This is a genomic window from Tolypothrix sp. VBCCA 56010, assembly GCF_050875635.1.
Lineage (GTDB): Bacteria > Cyanobacteriota > Cyanobacteriia > Cyanobacteriales > Nostocaceae > Hassallia.
Genome location: NZ_JBPAOH010000158.1, coordinates 1 through 18,715, shown reverse-complemented (window position 1 = coordinate 18,715; position 18,715 = coordinate 1). Strand labels below are relative to the sequence as shown.

The 18,715-nt window shown below is 42.5% G+C and carries 15 protein-coding genes and 2 pseudogenes; 10 read left to right on the top strand and 7 right to left on the bottom strand.

Features of this window, described 5'->3' with window-relative positions:
• On the bottom strand, nucleotides 1–198 hold a 198-nt coding region (locus AABK37_RS34165; protein ID WP_432555910.1), incomplete at its 3' end, for a hypothetical protein.
• A 383-nt stretch (nucleotides 199–581) separates the two neighbouring features.
• Here AABK37_RS34165 and AABK37_RS34160 point away from each other — a divergent pair.
• Complete coding sequence (locus AABK37_RS34160) at nucleotides 582–962, top strand: hypothetical protein (RefSeq protein ID WP_432555909.1); 381 nt, start codon at nucleotides 582–584, stop codon at nucleotides 960–962.
• On the opposite strand, the pseudogene AABK37_RS34155 reads toward AABK37_RS34160, so the two are convergent.
• Nucleotides 937–1,065 (bottom strand): annotated as a pseudogene (locus tag AABK37_RS34155) (nuclease A inhibitor family protein); the annotation flags it as partial. The gene AABK37_RS34160 and the pseudogene AABK37_RS34155 sit on opposite strands and share 26 nt — an antisense overlap.
• 343 nt (nucleotides 1,066–1,408) lie before the next feature.
• On the opposite strand from AABK37_RS34155, the pseudogene AABK37_RS34150 reads away from it, so the two are divergent.
• From AABK37_RS34150 to AABK37_RS34130, 5 genes and pseudogenes are all read left to right on the top strand, one after another.
• Nucleotides 1,409–2,289: pseudogene (locus AABK37_RS34150) on the top strand (DUF2887 domain-containing protein).
• 173 nt (nucleotides 2,290–2,462) lie between these two features.
• Nucleotides 2,463–3,524 (top strand): ParA family protein, encoded by a 1,062-nt coding sequence (locus AABK37_RS34145; protein ID WP_432555908.1) that lies wholly within the window; start codon nucleotides 2,463–2,465, stop codon nucleotides 3,522–3,524.
• Nucleotides 3,490–4,257 carry a HEPN domain-containing protein gene (locus AABK37_RS34140; RefSeq protein ID WP_432555907.1) on the top strand — a complete coding sequence of 256 codons (768 nt, stop codon included), beginning with the start codon at nucleotides 3,490–3,492 and terminating at the stop codon, nucleotides 4,255–4,257. Before AABK37_RS34145 ends, AABK37_RS34140 begins: the two co-directional genes overlap by 35 nt.
• A 162-nt stretch (nucleotides 4,258–4,419) precedes the next feature.
• Nucleotides 4,420–7,056 carry a DUF3656 domain-containing U32 family peptidase gene (locus AABK37_RS34135; protein ID WP_432555906.1) on the top strand — a complete coding sequence of 879 codons (2,637 nt, stop codon included), beginning with the start codon at nucleotides 4,420–4,422 and terminating at the stop codon, nucleotides 7,054–7,056.
• Entirely contained in the window at nucleotides 6,996–7,163 is a 168-nt protein-coding gene (locus AABK37_RS34130; RefSeq protein ID WP_432555905.1) for a hypothetical protein, read from the top strand. Before AABK37_RS34135 ends, AABK37_RS34130 begins: the two co-directional genes overlap by 61 nt.
• Here the strand turns inward: AABK37_RS34130 and AABK37_RS34125 are convergent.
• Nucleotides 7,144–8,502: a pentapeptide repeat-containing protein gene (locus AABK37_RS34125; protein WP_432555904.1), complete on the bottom strand. Its 1,359-nt coding sequence runs from the start codon at nucleotides 8,500–8,502 to the stop codon at nucleotides 7,144–7,146. The genes AABK37_RS34130 and AABK37_RS34125 overlap by 20 nt on opposite strands.
• 878 nt (nucleotides 8,503–9,380) lie before the next feature.
• Here AABK37_RS34125 and AABK37_RS34120 point away from each other — a divergent pair.
• The 3 genes from AABK37_RS34120 (at nucleotide 9,381) to AABK37_RS34110 (ending at nucleotide 11,880) form a co-directional block, all read left to right on the top strand.
• Nucleotides 9,381–10,124: a tetratricopeptide repeat protein gene (locus AABK37_RS34120; RefSeq protein ID WP_432555903.1), complete on the top strand. Its 744-nt coding sequence runs from the start codon at nucleotides 9,381–9,383 to the stop codon at nucleotides 10,122–10,124.
• Nucleotides 10,125–10,412: 288 nt separating this feature from the next.
• Nucleotides 10,413–10,973 (top strand): Uma2 family endonuclease, encoded by a 561-nt coding sequence (locus tag AABK37_RS34115; protein ID WP_432555902.1) that lies wholly within the window; start codon nucleotides 10,413–10,415, stop codon nucleotides 10,971–10,973.
• A 37-nt stretch (nucleotides 10,974–11,010) separates the two neighbouring features.
• Nucleotides 11,011–11,880 carry an SDR family oxidoreductase gene (locus AABK37_RS34110; protein ID WP_432555901.1) on the top strand — a complete coding sequence of 290 codons (870 nt, stop codon included), beginning with the start codon at nucleotides 11,011–11,013 and terminating at the stop codon, nucleotides 11,878–11,880.
• Between the two features lie 56 nt (nucleotides 11,881–11,936).
• Here AABK37_RS34110 and gcvP read toward each other — a convergent pair whose 3' ends face one another.
• The 4 genes from gcvP to AABK37_RS34090 form a co-directional block, all read right to left on the bottom strand.
• A complete protein-coding gene (gcvP, locus tag AABK37_RS34105) occupies nucleotides 11,937–14,882 on the bottom strand; it encodes an aminomethyl-transferring glycine dehydrogenase (RefSeq protein ID WP_432555900.1) in 2,946 nt (981 codons plus the stop codon).
• Between the two features lie 85 nt (nucleotides 14,883–14,967).
• On the bottom strand, nucleotides 14,968–15,108 hold the full coding sequence (locus tag AABK37_RS34100; RefSeq protein ID WP_432555899.1) for a hypothetical protein: 141 nt from the start codon (nucleotides 15,106–15,108) through the stop codon (nucleotides 14,968–14,970).
• Between the two features lie 4 nt (nucleotides 15,109–15,112).
• Nucleotides 15,113–15,502 carry a glycine cleavage system protein GcvH gene (gene gcvH / locus AABK37_RS34095; protein ID WP_432555898.1) on the bottom strand — a complete coding sequence of 130 codons (390 nt, stop codon included), beginning with the start codon at nucleotides 15,500–15,502 and terminating at the stop codon, nucleotides 15,113–15,115.
• A gap of 205 nt (nucleotides 15,503–15,707) precedes the next feature.
• On the bottom strand, nucleotides 15,708–16,067 hold the full coding sequence (locus AABK37_RS34090) for a hypothetical protein (RefSeq protein ID WP_432555897.1): 360 nt from the start codon (nucleotides 16,065–16,067) through the stop codon (nucleotides 15,708–15,710).
• A gap of 243 nt (nucleotides 16,068–16,310) precedes the next feature.
• Here AABK37_RS34090 and AABK37_RS34085 point away from each other — a divergent pair.
• The coding region (locus AABK37_RS34085; RefSeq protein WP_432555896.1) for an NB-ARC domain-containing protein at nucleotides 16,311–18,715 on the top strand (2,405 nt) is incomplete at its 3' end.

Genomic DNA, 18,715 nt, shown 5'->3' with positions numbered 1-18,715 from the left:
GAGCGCGTTTTTAAATGCATCGGGATGCATAAGCAATGCATCGGGATGCATAAGCAATGCATCGGGATGCATAAGCAATGCATCGGGATGCATAAGCAATGCATCGGGATGCACAAGCAATGCATCGGGACGCATAAGCAATGCATCGGGATGCATAAGCAATGCATCGGGATGCATAAGCAATGCATCGGGATGCATAAGCAATGCAGGCTATTGCCTTTCTTTAATTCGCGCTCGTATTAATGAAATGCTGTACTTACGTTTTGGTGTCACTTCAGAGGGTGTGGGGGGTAGGGGGTAGGGTGTAGAGACCCATGCCGTCATACAGTGTGGATGCCAAAATTTTTCGTTTTTGTGCCACTCAAAGCAATTCTTTTTCTCCTGGGCTTTAAACCCACATGCGTAAGTTTTTTCTTGCTCTTCCACACCCCACACCCCAAACCCCACACCCTTTGTTGTAAATCCTTGAAGTATCCTAGATATAGGACTTGTATTAATTGCGCTGGCTGAAAACTAAAAAGAAAAAATTTGGCTTTTAAATTAGCAAAGAAAAAATTTGGGTTTTAAACTAGCGAGGTTATATGATAAAACCTTTTATTGTCAGCTGTTTGTCTATTTTGTCGATAGTAACAGCAACTCAGTCAGTGGTAAACGCTCAAACTATAGCGCAAAACCGTACTAGCTCGAATGCGAGCCAAGGCACTGGCAACTTGCTCAATTATCCTAGCGGAACGCGCATTTATAGTAATGGTTCGATTAACATCCGCAATCAAAAGGTAATTTATCCCTCTGTTACCATAAATAATGGCGATGGATCTAGTACTTACTATTACCCAAATGGAACGCGCATCACCACTGATAAAAAAAATACAATCAGCCCTAGTGGGACTTTTATCATACAAGGCGTAAATGGGGGGCTGAACAATGGAAATAGAATTAATCCAATTCGGGGGAATTTTTAGAAATGCCTTGTAGCGATAGTTCGGGTGTTACAGGTGCGATAGCTTCCTTAATGAAAACCTCAAAGCAGTAATCGGACTCGCTTATGAACAGCAAGCGGTCAGATACAGCTTTTAGCTAGTCGGTAATTTCTGTCTTAGTCATAGCTACTCAGATGTGCGATCGCACATAAGAATTGTACTTTTCATCCAGACTATTTCTTTTCTTATCGTCCCGAAAAGCAGATAAAAAGTCCAATGGTCAGGAATCGTCAGCATTTGAGAAAATTCGTAGTAAGCGCTGTACTCGCTTAAACCAAAAACTAAACTTCAGATAACAATTCAAAAAAAGGCATAATCACAGAAAGCGATCGCTTATGTGATTTACAAGTCTGCCTGCGAATTGCTCAAGTCTTGAATTTTGCTATCTTACGATTAGCCATAGACAAAAAAATCAGTAAAATTATTTCATGCGACGAGACTCGATATTTTACAAACTATTTCAACAATCCCCTAGTTTACTATTTCAATTATTGACAAATCCTCCAATAAATGCAGAGAGTTATCGTTTTGATTCAGTCGCTGTCAAGGAACCTAAATTTGAAATCGACGAGCGACCCCGCGCCGCCGAAAGGCGCAAGGGAATGCGCGAGTAGGAGTATTTTTACCACCTGAAAACGAAAGTCCGGGTGTTGTGTATTTCTGCGAGGTGCAATTCCAGAAAGACGAAAGGCTGTATGAAAGGGTATTTGCAGAATCCTCGTTATATTTCTACCGCAACCGCGACAGATTTAGCGATTGGCAAGCAGTGATAATTTACCCATCACGTAATATTGAACAAAGTGATATTTATCCCCATCGCTCATTTCTGAATGGTGAACAAGTGTATCGGGTTTATCTAGATGAGTTGGGAGATATTCGTCAATTACCTTTATGGGTAGCGCTGATGGTGCTAACTACTATAGATGAAGAACAAGCACCGCAAGAAGCAAGGTATTTGTTAACAAGAACTCGTCAAGAAGTACCATCTCCATCAAGTATCGCCATAATTGAGTTAGTTACAACGATAATGGTGTACAAGTTTGAACAATTAAGCCGAACGGAGGTAGAAGAGATGTTAGGAATTACACTCAAAGAAACGCAAGTTTACAGGGAAATTAAGCAAGAGGGACGACAGGAAGAGGCAGCTAATCTTGTGATTCGATTGCTAACTAAGCGATTTGGAGTACTTCCCCAGGAAACGCGATCGCACATTTCCAACTTACCTTTGCTTGTTCTCGAAGATTTGAGCGAGGCACTGTTAGATTTTACTTGTGTGGCTGATTTACAGGCTTGGCTAGAAACGCGATGATCAAATAGCCACAAACCAAACCCTAGAGTGTGTTTTCGCTTCTGCCGACACGCTGTATGTAAGATGGAATTTAATAGTCAAGTTCAGACTGTAAACATAGTTCCAGGCTATACTTGGGAATGCAAGTTCTGAGGCGGACAAAGTTTCGGTAGTACTTTTAGAGGCAGGACTAAATGGTTCATAAGATTGCCTTGTTCAATCACAAGGGTGGTGTCAGTAAGACCACAACAACTTTTAACTTAGGTTGGATGCTTGCTTCAAAGGGTAAGAAAGTTATCCTTGTAGATACTGATCCTCAATGTAATCTAACAGGAATAGGTCTAAAAGAAGAAACTGAAGATGATGAAGCAAGGATAGAAAACATCTACAACACACATTCAAATATCAAAACTGGCTTGGCTCCTGCTTTTGAGTCACAGCCACGCGCTATTGAAGCTGTAGACTGTATTCCGATACAAGGACAAGAAGGTTTATTTTTATTACCTGGTCATGTTGGCTTTGCTGAATACGAAGTAACGTTAGGTATCGCGCAGGAACTCAGTGGCTCAATTCAGACACTCAAAAACTTGCCAGGTGCTATTTCTGATCTCTTGGAAAAAACAGCTAATAAATTTAATGCTGACTATATCTTGATTGATATGAGTCCAAGTTTAGGAGCAATAAATCAGAACTTACTAATGACAAGTGACTTTTTCTTAGTGCCTACAACTGCTGATTTTTTCTCTGTGATGGCAATTGATTCTCTGTCTAGAATTTTATCAAAGTGGTGTGGTTGGGCAAGGATGGCAAGCGCAAACCCTATATTAAAGGAAGCTGCTTATCCATTTCCAGAATTTACCTTGAAATTTTTAGGAACCATAGTTCAAAACTATAGAATTATTAGGGGTAAAGAAACAGCAGCATTTCAAACATGGATAGAAAAAATAGAGAATACAGTTACTCATAAACTAGTACCAGTTCTAGAGCAAAATAATCTATCATTACCAAATAAAGTCTATACAGAGCAGGGTATGAATGATAGTTGTACTCTGACAAAAATTTCTAATTTTAATAGTTTAATTGCTCTATCACAACAACACAGTACACCAGTTTATGCACTTACAACAGAACAATTAGGGCAGACAGGTATAGTACGCGAGAATAATCAAGCAAAACAAAAGGAATTTAAAAAAACTTTTTCTGATTTAGCAGATAAAATTATTGCATTATCATCCAGCTATGCAGTCAGCGCTTGACCAATTTCGCATTAGCATTCAGCGTGTTCGGGATCTGATTGCTCTTCATAATTCCGTTAAGGCTCAAGCTACTGCTGCCCTGGATCTTTCAGACATTTTACGAGCTGCCCTAGTTCTAACTGTTAGTGCGTTGGATTATTATATCCATGAGGTTGTCACATTGGGTATGTTGGAAATTCATCAAGGACAACGTACTGAACCAGCACCTTCAGCTAATAGCACCCAATCAGCCTTTTCCCGTTTTCAAGTTTCCTTGAGAAGCGCTCGTGAGGATAGAAGAATAGCCATAGATATCGCTTCTTGGATAGAAAGTGACATACAGCATGTTTATGGAGCTAACTTTTTACAGCAGTCTCATACTATTTCTGGTTTAATTCCAGCTATATCAAATAGTATTTTGAACAGATTAAATAATACTTCATGGTTAGAAGATGAGATTCGAGAACGTCTAAGTTATCAAAGCTTCCAGCAGCCTGAGAAAATAGCTGATGCAATTAGACAAATTTCGGATAAAAAATTGTGGGATGAGGTTGCTAGTAAAATGAGTAAACCTCCTAAAGATATTAAGCAACAGCTTACTTTAATTGTGGATCGCAGAAATAAAATTGCTCATGAAGCAGATATAGATCCCACCCTCAATATAGGTAATCGCTGGTATATCGACGAATCAATGGTTGGTGATACAGTTGATTTTATTGAGGAGGTTGTAGAGAGCATTCATCAAATTTTGTAAATTTGGGTTGAGTCTGAGGTAGATATTGTCTGCCAATTGATTGAGCAAGATAGGCAATCGGTGTGGACAAACAAAAACAAAGGCGATCGCCCCACTTCCCCCCACATATTCCTTCCGCAACGATAAAATCACTAAGGAGTCACCTATTCTGCCTTAGTAACGATGAAAGCCGAACTCACCCTAACTACTCTTCAATGTCCTGAACTACTTGCACCGGCAGGTAATTGGGAATGCGCTAAAGCTGCTGTAGAAAACGGTGCAGATGCGATTTACTTCGGTTTGGATCGGTTTAATGCGCGAATGCGGGCAGAAAACTTCACTGAAGCAGATTTGCCGGAATTAATGCAATTTCTGCACCGTCGGGGTGTGAAAGGTTATGTCACTCTAAATACGCTAATCTTTCCCCAAGAACTTCAAGAAGCACAGCAATATATCCGCTCGATTATTACAGCGGGTGTAGATGCAGTAATCGTTCAGGATATCGGTATTTGCCGTTTAATTCGTCACCTTTCGCCAGATTTTCCCATTCATGCTTCCACCCAGATGACTGTCACCAGTGCCGCAGGTGTGGAATTTGCGGAAGCGTTAGGGTGTAATTTAGTTGTGCTTGCCCGTGAGTGTTCCCTGAAAGAAATCAACAAAATTAAGCAGCAAACCTCGCTACCTTTAGAAGTCTTTGTTCATGGTGCTTTGTGCGTCGCTTACTCTGGGCAATGTTTGACGAGTGAAGCTTTAGGAGGACGTTCGGCTAATAGGGGTGAGTGTGCCCAAGCTTGCCGGATGCCCTACGAGTTAATAGCAGATGGAGAAGTTGTAGATTTAGGCGATCGCAAATATTTACTCAGTCCTCAAGACTTGGCAGGATTAGAGGTTCTGCCAGATTTAGTCAAGTCAGGCGTGAGTTGTCTCAAAATTGAAGGACGTTTGAAAGCTCCTGAGTATGTCGCTAATGTAACTAAGGTTTATCGGCAAGCATTGGATCGGGTGAGCGAGTTGGGACTCCTTGGAGACAAGGAGACAAGGAGACAAGGAGACAAGGAGACAAGGAGACTTGCGGGAATTTCTTCCCCTGCTTCCCCTGCTTCCCCTGCTTCGCCTGCTCCCCATCCCCCCCTCTCCCCCTCCTCTTCCCCGGAACGATACAACTTAGAAATGGCGTTTTCACGCGGTATTTATACAGGCTGGTTCCGTGGAATTAACAATCAAGAACTGGTTCACGCCCGGTTTGGGAAAAAGCGCGGAGTTTACTTGGGGGAAGTTACTCGCATTCGCAACGAACAGGTAATTATTAAACTGTCAGCGCCTGTTAAACCTGGTGATGGTGTTGTTTTTGATTGTGGACATCCAGAGGCAAAAGAAGAAGGCGGGCGGATATATGCAGTGGAACACAAAGGTAAAGAAGCTATACTGACCTTTGGGCGGCGTGACTTGAATCTGCATCGGCTGCATGTGGGTGATAAAATATGGAAAACTAGCGATCCAGAATTAGATAAGCAATTACGACAAAGTTTTGCTGGGGAAAATCCGCAATTTCAACGTCCCATTTCTGTAGAGGTTTATGGAGAAGTGGGAGATAAGTTGATTGCGATCGCTCGTGATGAATTAAGCCATGTTGTTCAGGTAGAATCTACAATCTCATTAGTCGAAGCGCACACCAAACCCCTGACAAAAGAACGTTTGCACGAACAATTCGCTAGGCTTGGCAATACTCCTTTTTATTTAGCAAACTTGACAAATCACCTAAAAGATGGAATAATGCTGCCCGTAAGTGAATTAAATCGGATGCGACGGGAAATTGTGACGCAGTTAGAGGTTAGGCGATCGCTTCCCAAACGCTGGCAACTGCATTCTCATGCTTCTTTACAAGACTTACTCCCCTCTACATCCCCACACCCCTATACACCTGCACCTAGCCTCATCGTGTTAGTGCGATCGCTCAAGCAATTGCAAGCTGCATTAGAAGCGGGAATTGACACACTTTACTGTGAATTTGAAGACCCCCGTGCGTATCGCCAAGCGGTAGAGATGGTACGTCAAGGGGGACTCCTTGGAGGCAGGGGGCAGGGGGAGTTTGTCTTTCCATCCCCCTCAGCTTCCCCCACTCCGCAAATTTGGCTTGCGTTACCGCGAATTACCAAACCTGGGGAAAACTGGATTTTGCAACAGGTGCGTGATTGTAAGGCTGATGGTTATCTGGTGCGGAATTATGACCATTTACAATTTTTTGCACAAGAACGCTGTATTGTCGATTTCTCTTTTAACGTTGCGAATGCTTTAACGGCAGATTACTTTAAACATCGCTTTGGTTTAGAAAGGGTGACGGCATCGTATGATTTAAACATTACCCAATTACAAGACTTGCTTAATAGTTGTCCTCCGCAATGGTTTGAAGTAACAATTCATCAGCATATGCCGATGTTTCATATGGAGCATTGTGTCTTTTGTGCGTTTCTATCTCAAGGGACAGACTACACCAATTGCGGCAGACCATGTGAAAAGCATGAGGTGAAAATTAAAGATAGGGTAGGGTGTGAACACATCCTGCAAGCGGATGTAGGTTGTCGCAATACAGTATTTAACGGCACGGCTCAAACTGGAGCAGAATACGTACAGCGGCTCTTGGAGCTAGGTTTACAACACTTCCGCATTGAGTTTGTAAATGAGACACCCGAAGAAGTGACGCAAACGATACATTGCTATCAACAACTGTTGCAAGGCGAGATTACAGGTTCTCAACTTTGGCGAGAATTAAAGCTGCAACTTCGGCAGCTTGGTGTGACTCGGTGGGAGCGTGGATAGTTGATAGTGGGGCATGGGGCATTGGGCATGGGGCACTGCCTCCCCAATGCCCAATGCCCAATGCCCAATGCCCATTGCCCAATGCAATTATTTTCCCAATTTATTAGGAATGCCTTCACAACCACCGGGAATTGTACCTCTGCTTTTTTCGCCACACCAAGCGCAGCAGTAGTAACGATTAGCCTCAGACATGCGCTGGACATCGGTAAAATCGGCATTTTCTACGACAGCGCCGGTATGTTCGCCAGTTTCGTATTTTGGGGCTTCGCTGCGACTGCGAGGGGATGCGGTTTCTGCTGAACCATAAAACAGCCGAGTGCTGTTTAGGTCGGCTTGATTGAGATTGGCATCATATAAAATAGTGCGGCTCATATTTGCCTTTACTAAGTCACATTCGCTGAGATTAGCGCGGACAAGATTAGCTTCGCTCAAGTCTGTCCAACGTAAATCTGTACCGGAAAGGTCTGCACCTGCAAGCATCACTCCTAAATCGATGACGCGCAAACCTAAAAGGCGATCTTCAGCGTAACCACCGCTACCATCAAGAATTGCTCTACCGAGGTGGCGATCGCGTTTTAGGGGTGTAAGCAATTTCGACCGCGAGAGAAAGCGGAGAATTTTCGCTTTACCACTGCCATCTACACTACTAAATATTGCCGCAGTTCGTCCTTCTGCGATCGCTCTTTCTTGAGGCCAATCTTCTAATAGTCCTTGTTCATCTAATACTAAGTCGGAAATGCCTTGAAAATACGAATCTATTGTCTGCTGCTGGGTGATGACGTTTTGCTGGACTGTTAGCAGATTTTGCTGAATTGTCAAGTCTTTGGATATAACGTATTGTCGCCAAGCAACATAAACGGCGATGATGGCGATGAGAATTTGCCCCAATGCGCCAAACCATTCTGCGAGTGTTCCCGAAGCTTCCCAGTTAATTTTGCGTCCCCAAGCTAGCAAGCGCGAACCGATACCACCGAACTTGATTAAGCCAAAAATCGATACTAAAACTCCCAAAAAGGCAACAAACAGCGTTCGTTCTTGAAATGAAAACCATTCGTCTACGACAACTTGCAACCAAGGTATCAGTATTATCAGGGATAAGACTAAAGTTAATAGTGTGCCGCAGATGCCAACTATCCAGTTATTTATGGCTATTCCGATGAAAGTGATGGCGATCGCCAGCAAAATAATCAGTAATGCCCGTGGCTTAACTGGTACGCTTTTAGTAATGCGTTGTTTGAGGAAAGACTGCGCTTGTTTTAGAGCAACTCGATTTTGCTGAGATTGCAAAGAAGCACCCATTGCTATGGCTTGTTGAGTCGCAAGCTTTTCTGGGGTAAGGCAATTTTCACTCGCACCACCGTCAAAGTCATCTGGTTGCAAGTCCTGTTCCGGAATGGAATCTGGGGTTGGTAGATGGGATGAGTTGGAGTTGGATTCAATCGTCATGTTTTCTATTTTGCCCCAGCAGACTTGTTTCTTGCGCTGTTTTATCGTAGCCGCGATTGGGTGGGGTTAGGCAACAGCCATAGGTTATAAGAGGCGATCGCTCGAATGAAACCTGACTTATATGAAGCTTGGTATAACCGAAGCATTGCTTTAAAACATTTGCAACGCGATCGCCCAAGCAATTAAATCTGAGGGAAGACAAAGCGATCGTTATCAAACCTGAAATTGCTCACCCCGTTTGAGCATTAGCTAATTGGCAAAAGAAAAGCTACTAAGTAAGTGGGTTGAATTAAATATAAAACAATTGTAGGGTGCCGTACTTTCGGCGTAACGCACCCCTAAACATTAATGGTGCGTTAAACTCCGTTATAACGCACCCTACCCTATTTTATAATTATTTGCACCTACCTAATTAATGGATCTGTATCGAGCAAAACCCTCTGCTTCATTACTTTTTATATCCATCCATTTTTTAGACATCTATTGTGCTTTCAAAATCAAAGCTTATTGTATTATTTTTAACAGGTTTTCGGGATGAATCTATTCATTATAATTTTTGAAAAAATTGCTTGATATCAAATAAATACATTTGATACAACAGTACGGTTGGCTTGCTTTATATCTTTTTATCTTAAAAAATAACTGTAATAATTTATTCTCTCAAATTCAGCTATCTACAATCAAGCAAATAACTAGCTATTAAAAAATATGTATAAATTATGTTAAAATAAGTAAATTTTGTTTGCCAAAAAATCTTTGTTTTGGTTAAGTTTTTTGAGAAAATTCAGCAAATATTTGCAAAAATCAGAACGTAGACTGATATTATCAAAAAAGATGAGAAACGTTTGAGAAATATTACTTTGTTATGTAGGTACAGCATGGTTGTTTGGCGCGACTTAGGGGCAACTAGCTTGCTCGCTTTATTGATCGTCAGCTGTAGTGATGGGAGAAACTCAGCAGGAGAAATGAGCAAGCAAGTAGTACAAAAAACCAATGTATCCCCGCTTTTGACAGAAGCTTATGAGACACAAAAGGTAGAAGATTATTTTCAACAAGGAAATAATTTTTTAGAATTGCACCGCTACAATGAAGCGATCGCATCCTACGACAAAGCGATCGCTATCAAACCAGATAAGTATGAAGCTTGGATTAATCAAGGTAATGCTTTAACAGCACTGCAACGTTACCAAGACGCGATCGCTACCTACGACAAAGCGATCGCCATAAAAAAAGACTTGCATTCAGCTTGGTATAACCGAGGAAATGCCTTAACAGCACTGCACCTTTATGAAGATGCTGTAGTAGCATATAAAAAAGCGATCGCGATCAAACCAGACAAGTATGAGGCTTGGATTAATCAAGGAATTGCCCTGACAAAATTGGCACGTTACACTGAAGCGATCGCCGCATACGACAAAGCGATCGCCATTCACCCAAAAAACCATGAAGCTTATTACAATAAAGCTTGCTCTTATGCTTTACAAAATAATATTGAATTAACAACAGAGAACCTGCAAAAGGCAATCAAGCTTTATCCTAATAAATATCAGCAATTAGCAAAAAGCGATCCAGATTTTGATAAAGTGCGTCGTGACAAACGCTTTCGGGAATTACTGCAATAATCGATTCCAAGAAGAAACAATTATCATTAAAATTATGTCTATTTGAAAATTTATCGGAATATTAATTGAGTTGAAAACATAAAACTATAACTCAAGACAGATATTCTCACGCAAGAAATACAGAGTATATTTGAATAAATAAAGTGGCGTTGCTGATTTGAAGTATGAATTTGGTGATGTCAATATTGGGATATAGTTTTGTAGAAGCAATTCATGAATTGCTTCTACGCTCATTCACGCCCAATTCAGCAACGCCAATAAAGTTATATGGTATAGGGGTGTGAAAATATGTATACTAAAGCCAAAATTTTACATTTAACAGTAGAAGAATATCTGCAACTTGAACTGGAAAGCGTAGTTCACCATGAATACATTGCTGGGCAAGTATATGCAACGGTAGCAAACAGTGAAAACAATAAAATAATTACCGGAAATATATTAACTCGATTGCGAGGACATTTACTGGGTAAAAGCTGCCGAGTCTTTTCGTCAGATATGAAAGTAAAAATCGAAGCGCTTGATGTATTTTATCATCCAGATATTTGTGTGACTTGCGATCCTTCTGACCGAGAAAAACTTTTTAAAATTAATCCCTGTCTAATAGTAGAAATTATTTCCCCAGAAACAGAACGCATACACCGCAACGAAAAGCTGATGAATTATCAGCAAATAAAAAGTTTACAAGAGTATGTGTTAATTTCGGAATCAGAAAAAAAAATTGATATTTACCGTAAATATAATCATCAAACTTGGTTTTTGGAGCAATTTTTTACCACAGATATAATGAAATTGTCATCAGTCGGTTTGGAAATGGCGATCGCCGAAATTTATGAAGATATAGAATTTTAATATTTATTGCTAAAACTACCGCGTTTTCTGCAAAAATATGAAAAAACTGTTAATTACTGGAGTTAGCGGCTTTTTAGGATGGAATATTTGCCAGTTAGCACGAGAATGGCAAGTTTATGGAACCTATTTATCTCATTCTCTGAATATTCCCGGTATAAACACCCTTAAAGTTAACTTAACAAATTTTCCAGAAATTAAACAAATATTTCATGAAATTCAGCCAGCAGCAGTAATTCATAGTGCCGCACAATCTCAGCCAAACTTTTGTCAAACCCACCCCGAAGAATCACACGCAATCAATGTAGAAGCATCCAGTAATATAGCTGGACTTTGTGCGGATTATAATATTCCTTGTGCCTTCACATCAACTGACTTAGTTTTTGATGGCTTGAATGCACCTTATAGTGAAACAGACGCGGTATGTCCGGTGAATCTTTACGGTGAGCAAAAAGTCATGGCAGAAGCTGCTATGCTGAAACGATATCCGATGACAGCAGTGTGTAGAATGCCGTTAATGTTTGGGATGGCTACACCCACAGCTACAAGCTTTATGCAGCCATTTATGCAAACTTTGAAAGAGGGAAAAGAACTAAAGTTATTTATAGATGAGTTTCGCACCCCAGTAAGTGGAAAAACTGCCGCAAAAGGGCTTTTATTAGCGTTAGAAAAAGTCAACGGCATAATTCATTTGGGTGGTAAAGAGCGGATTTCGCGCTATGATTTTGGTAAGTTATTAGTAGAAGTATTTCAACTGCCTTCTACAAATTTGCAAGCTTGCCGACAAGAAGATGTGAAAATGGCAGCACCTAGACCAGCAGATGTTTCTTTGGATAGTTCGCAAGCTTTTGCGTTGGGGTATGAACCTTTGTGTTTAAAAGAAGAATTAGAGGCTTTAATTAACGGATAATAAGTAGAGACGTTCGGTGTGGAACGTCTCTACGACTGCGGTATTTTTATTATTGTTTAATAAGCTTCCATTGGCAGACAAGAACAAACAAAATTCCTGTCACCGTAGGCATTATCTATTCTACCTACAGGCATCCAGAATTTATGTTCGCGAGTCCAGGGGGCAGGATATGCAGCTTGTTCGCGAGAATAGGGATGATGCCATTCTCCGGTGATGAGACTTTCGGCAGTGTGAGGTGCATTCTTCAAGACGTTATCTTGAACATCCATTTTGCCTGATTCGATTTCGGCGATTTCTTTACGAATCGCAATCATCGCATCACAAAAACGATCTAATTCTTGTTTCGATTCGCTTTCGGTGGGTTCTACCATGATTGTACCAGCTACGGGCCAGGAGACGGTTGGTGCATGAAAACCGTAATCCATGAGACGCTTGGCAATATCATCGATGTCGATATTCGCGGATTTTTTCAGCGATCGCAAGTCTAAAATGCACTCATGAGCAACTAAAGCATTTTTACCTTTATATAAAACAGGGTAGTACTTTTCAAGTCTCTTAGCGATGTAATTCGCATTCAGAATCGCTACTTTCGTTGCATCCGTTAAACCATCCGCACCCATCATGGCGATGTACATCCAAGATATTACCAAAATGCTAGCGCTACCCCAAGGTGCAGCTGCGATCGCACCAATGGGGGAGTGGGGAAACTCCCCACTCTTGCTGTGCATTTGCACAACAACGTGTCCGGGTAAAAACGGCACCAAATGAGAAGCAACACCAATTGGTCCCATACCCGGACCACCACCACCGTGGGGAATGCAGAAGGTTTTGTGCAAGTTTAAGTGACAAACATCAGCACCAAAATCTCCCGGACGACAAAGACCAACTTGGGCATTCATATTTGCCCCATCCATGTAAACTTGTCCACCGTGAGAGTGAACAACAGCGCAGATTTCTTGAATTTGCTCTTCAAATACGCCATGAGTTGAGGGATATGTCACCATTAAAGCAGCAAGTTGGTTGCTATGCTTTTCTGCTTTTGCTTTTAAGTCGTTTAAATCAACATTACCTTCCGAGTCACAAGCAACTGGTACTACTTTCATCCCGGACATTACCGCACTTGCGGGATTTGTTCCGTGTGCAGATGTGGGAATTAAACAGACATTGCGGTGTCCTTCTTTGCGACTTTCGTGATACTCGCGAATTACTAAAAGTCCGGTGTATTCACCTTGAGAACCGGCGTTTGGTTGTAAAGAGATTCCGGCAAAACCGGTGATTTCTGCCAACCATTCTTCAAGTTGATCGAACAGAATTTGATAACCTTGGGTTTGCGATCGCGGGGCAAATGGATGAATATTACCAAATTCTGCCCAAGTTACGGGTATCATTTCCGATGTTGCATTCAACTTCATCGTACACGACCCTAGGGGAATCATTGATGTAGTTAGAGACAAATCTTTACTTTCTAACTTGTGCAGATAGCGCAACAACTCAGTTTCTGAATGATAGGAGTTGAAGACGGGGTGGGTGAGGTAGCTGGTTGTGCGGGAGAAGGGGAGAGGAGCCAGCGCCGTGCGGGGGTTCCCCCCGTTGAGGCGACTGGCGTGGGGGGGAGGGGGGGATGGTAATTTATCGTCAAAAGCGAAAATCTCTAAGAGGTCTTCTAAATCTTTTACTGTCGTTGTTTCACCTAAAGAGATGCCAACCGCAGTTTCATCATAAATCCGCAAGTTGATTTTTTGCGCTTCGCAAGAAGAGAGAATTGCTTCTTTACTGCGTGTTCCTAACTCGACTTTGAGAGTATCAAAGAAATTTTCGCTGACGATGCTGTAACCCAGACGTTTCAATCCTTCTGCCAGCATCGCTGTCTTGCTGTGGATATTCTCGGCAATTTGCTTAAGTCCTGCTGAACCATGATATACCGCGTACATACTCGCCATCACCGCCAGCAGTACTTGTGCTGTACAAATATTGCTAGTTGCTTTATCGCGACGAATGTGTTGTTCGCGGGTTTGCAAAGCGAGACGCAATGCTGCTTTACCTTGAGAATCTTTTGATACACCGACAATCCGCCCTGGAACTTGCCGCTTATACTCTTCTTTGGTGGCGAAGTATGCCGCATGAGGTCCCCCAAACCCCAAGGGAATACCAAAGCGCTGCGTGCTTCCTACGGCGATATCAGCGCCAAATTCGCCAGGGGGTGTTAACAAAGTTAAGCTTAATGGATCTGCCGCTACCGTTACCAATGCACCCTCAGCATGGGCTTTTTCTATAAAAGCGCGGTAGTCATAAATCGTGCCATCACTAGCAGGATATTGGAGAATTGCCCCAAATATCGGTTGTGCGAAATCAAAGGTTTGATGGTCGCCAACTACAATCTTAATTCCTAAGGGTTTCGCCCGTGTCTGCAACACGTCGATAGTTTGCGGATGACAGTCTTGGGATACAAAGTAGGTATTTGCCTTATTTTTGCAAACACCATAACTCATACTCATTGCTTCTGCTGCTGCGGTTGCTTCATCAAGCAAGGAAGCGTTAGCAATTTCCAAACCTGTCAAATCGATAATCATGGTTTGGAAATTTAGCAGCGCTTCTAATCGTCCTTGGGCGATTTCTGACTGATAGGGAGTGTAAGCTGTATACCAACCGGGGTTTTCTAAGATATTGCGCTGTATTACAGGCGGGGTGATACAGTCGTAATATCCCATGCCAATGAATGAGCGGTAAACTTCATTCTTAACAGCGATTTGTTTTAACTTTGCCAGTGCTGCATACTCACTTAATGCTTCTGGCAGTTGTAAAGATTGTTTCAGCCGAATTGCCTGGGGTACTGTTTTGTCGATGAGGGTATCGAGGTTGGAAATCCCCAATAATTCAAGCATTTGTTGGATGTCATCACAGTTGGGTCCAATGTGACGTTCCGTAAAATTACTTGACTTTTGACTCGTTTGACTCAGTACCTGCTCATGGCTTGACTGAGGACGAGAGGCGTAAAATACCACAAACTGCTCTCCAGACGCGACTATTTCATATTTTGCAACATCTATATTTGTCGCGTCGGCATTTGCTTACCAGTTTATCTAAATTTCATGATTTATGTCCGGATGGGGAGAGGGGGAGACAAGGAGATGGGGAGACAAGGAGATGGGGAGACAAGGAGAGAAAGAATTGTCCCCTTGTCTCCTTGTCCCCTTGTCCCCTTGTCCCCTTGTCCCCTTGTCCCCCCACTCCTCTACTCGCCGGCGACTAGGGTGCTATAGTCTTTGGCTGTTAAAGCATCATCAATGTCACCGGGATCGTTGACGCGCACTTTTAGTAACCATCCTTCACCGTAGGGGTCATCTGCTATTTCTTCGGGGGATTCTATTATGGCATCGTTGCGCTCGATGACTGTGCCGGTAACTGGTGAGTTTAATTCTTCGACAGCTTTGACTGATTCAATTGTACCAAAGCGGTCATTGCGGGTCACGGTGTCGTTTACTTCGGGTAATTCCACAAATACAACGTCACCTAATTGCTGTACTGCAAAGGCACTAATGCCGATGGTGGCAATTTCGCCTTCTAAGCGCACGTATTCGTGAGAATCCAGGTATCTCAAATCTTCAGGATATTCCAAAGACATATTAGTTCCTCTTTTATGTGAAATAAATTAATGCTGAATGCGCGATCGCCTACACTTGATCGATAATTAACCATATTTTGCAATCTTCGTCAAAAATATCGGCATTCGCTGCTTTGTTGGATTTTCAGGTCGGGGTGAGTTTAATCAATTTAAGTTTCGCATGTCAAGTTGTTTATATATTACGGTAGGATTTTTGATACCGCTTTCATACGCTAAGGAAGAAAGAGCGATCGCCTGCCATATCATATAGGAATGAGGGCAAAATTATGATAAAACGAACCGCGAAGTACGCAAAGGACACGAAGGAATAAGAGTTGTAGAGGGTTTTTGCGATCGCTTTAACGTCATAGTTTAAGTTCAAATCTCGGTGTTTCGAGTTCAAAGCCTGAAGTTTCGAGTTCAGAGGCTCAAGTTTCACCCTCAGAAGCTCAAGTTTCACCTTCAGAAGCTCAAGTTTCACCTTCAGAGGCTCATCGTTCACCTTCAGAGGCTCATCGTTCACCTTCAGAGGCTCAAGTTTCACCTTCAGAAGCTCATCGTTCACCTTCAGAAGCTCAAGTTTCACCTTCAGAAGCTCAAACTTGAACTTGATTCACAATATTTTGCCAAAATTATACACCCTGGAAGGGTGCAGCTATACGAACACTCGTGTGCCTCCGCAGCCTATAAAGATTTCAGCCCACGAAGGTGGGCTTTGTTCGTGTAGCCCCAGGCTTCTAGCCTGTGGGCGTTTTTTTAATGCTGCTGATGTTATGCGTAACGCTATTGAATTTTGATATTAAAAGCTTGATAATAGCCTCAGCCGCCCATGAGCAATAATCCCACTGTGAAGAAAATCTTGATTTTGGCAGCCAATCCTAAAAATACAGTCCGCTTGCGGCTAGATCAAGAGGTGCGCGATATTAAGAACGGATTGCAACTTGCCAAACAACGGGACAATTTTATCTTACAGCAAGAGGGGGCGGTACGATCGCCAGATATTCGCCGTGCGGTGTTAGATTTTCGTCCAAATATCATTCATTTTTCCGGACATGGTTCGGAAACTGAGGGATTATCGTTTGAGGATGAAGTCGGTAAGGAAAAGTTTGTCACGGGTGAAGCGCTGGGGGGATTATTTAAGCTTTTTGCTAACCATGTAGAGTGCGTGCTGCTCAATGCTTGTTATTCTGAAGTGCAAGCTAATGCGATCGCTCAACATATTGATTATGTCATAGGGATGAATCAGGCGATCGCTGATAAAGCTGCACTCGAATTTGCTGTTGGCTTTTACGATGCTTTGGCACGTTACGACCCGCAGTATGATGAAGGTTCGCCGATAGAGTTTGCCTTCAATGTTGCTTGCAGTTCGATTGCACTAGCTGGGGTTTCAGGCGCATCTATCCCAGTGCTGATAAAGAACCCCAACCCAAGGAAGAGAAATGAAAGACGCGATAATCAGCTTCTCGGTCAACTCATCGGTGACGTACCAAATTTACCACCGCACTTTTTACCCCGTGAGGAACAACTCAACCCGTTAAAGCATAAAGTGCTGGCGGATACTAATCAAGTTGTGGCTATCACTGGGCAAAGTCGCCATGTGGGTGTGCAAGGTATGGGCGGAATTGGCAAAACTGTACTAGCTACGGCACTAGCGCGGGATGAAGAAGTCAGACGGGCGTTTCCTGATGGGGTGATTTGGATAACATTCGGACAAACACCGCAAATTTTAACTTTGCAATCGGATGTAGTAAAAGCGCTGGGGGATAAGCAAGCATCGTTTACCGAGATTAATTCGGGAAAAACGCAGTTGCGAAAGTTGTTGACGGATAAAGCTTGTTTGCTGATTTTGGATGATGTCTGGAATTTAAACGACGCAAGCGCGTTTGACGTGTTAGAAAAACCTTGCCAGATGTTAATTACTACCCGTGATGCGGGGATAATTACAGCGTTGGGAGGTGAAGAATATCAGCTTTCAATTTTAAGTGAACAACAGGCTTTAGCTTTATTGGCAGATTGGGCAAATCAAGCTGTAGAGACGTTACCAACGACAGCAATAGAGGTAGCGCAAGAATGTGGGTATTTGCCATTAGCATTGTCAATGGTGGGAGCGATGATGCGGGGGAAACCGACAAATCGCTGGCAGAATGTATTAGAAAAGCTGCGTAATGCAGACTTAGAGAAGATTCGTCAACAGTTTCCAGATTATCCTTATCCTGATTTACTCAAGGCAATTCAGGTAAGTGTGGAAGCGCTGGAAGTAGAAGAGAGAGAAAGATATTTAGATTTTGCTGTATTTCCTGAAGATACACCGATACCGGAAGCAGTTTTGCAGACTTTTTGGGAACCGTTGGGGTTAGATGAGTTTGACACCCAAGATGTAATTGATAAGTTGGTGAGTAAGTCTCTGATATCGCGGGATGAAAAGGGAAATTTGAGTTTGCATGACTTACAGCTTGATTATGTCAGGAAACAAGTAATCTCGGAGAACCCCACCCCTAACCCCTCCGCGCAAGCAGGGAGGGGAAAAGATGCTACTCTTAACTTCTCCTCGCAAGCAACGAAGGGAAAAGATGCGACTCTTAACCCCTCCTCGCTTGCGGGGAGGGGTGGCGAAGCCGGGGTGGGGTTAATTGGGGGGTTAGGTCTTCTCCACAATCGCCTATTAAACGCTTACACTCAAAAATACCCCTCAGGCTGGCATAGCTTAGAGAATGACGGCTACATCTTCCAAAATTTAGTACATCATTTAATTCAAGCAGGACGCACAACTGAGTTACAACAGTTATTGCTTGACTTCCATTGGTTGCAAGCCAAGTTAGAACAAACCAATATCAACGAGTTAATAGCAGATTATAATTTTTTACTAGAAAGTAAGAACTTACAGCTAGTGCAAGCAGCGTTGCGACTGTCAGCGCATATTCTAGCAAAGGATAAAACCCAATTGCCAGAACAATTGTTAGGACGTTTGCTGTACTTTGAAGTCCCAGAAATTCAAGCGTTGCTACAACAGGCACAGCAGAACAAAACCACTTGGTTGCGTCCTGTGACACCTAGCTTAACTCCCCCTGGTGGAGCATTACTCCGTACTTTAAGTGATCGTAGTAACTTGGTTAATGCGATCGCTTTTTCACCTGATGGCAAATACCTCATTTCTGGTTCTTTTGACACCACACTCAAAGTCTGGGATTGGCAAACTGGGGTTGAAGTGCGTACTTTAAGTGGTCATACTTCCTG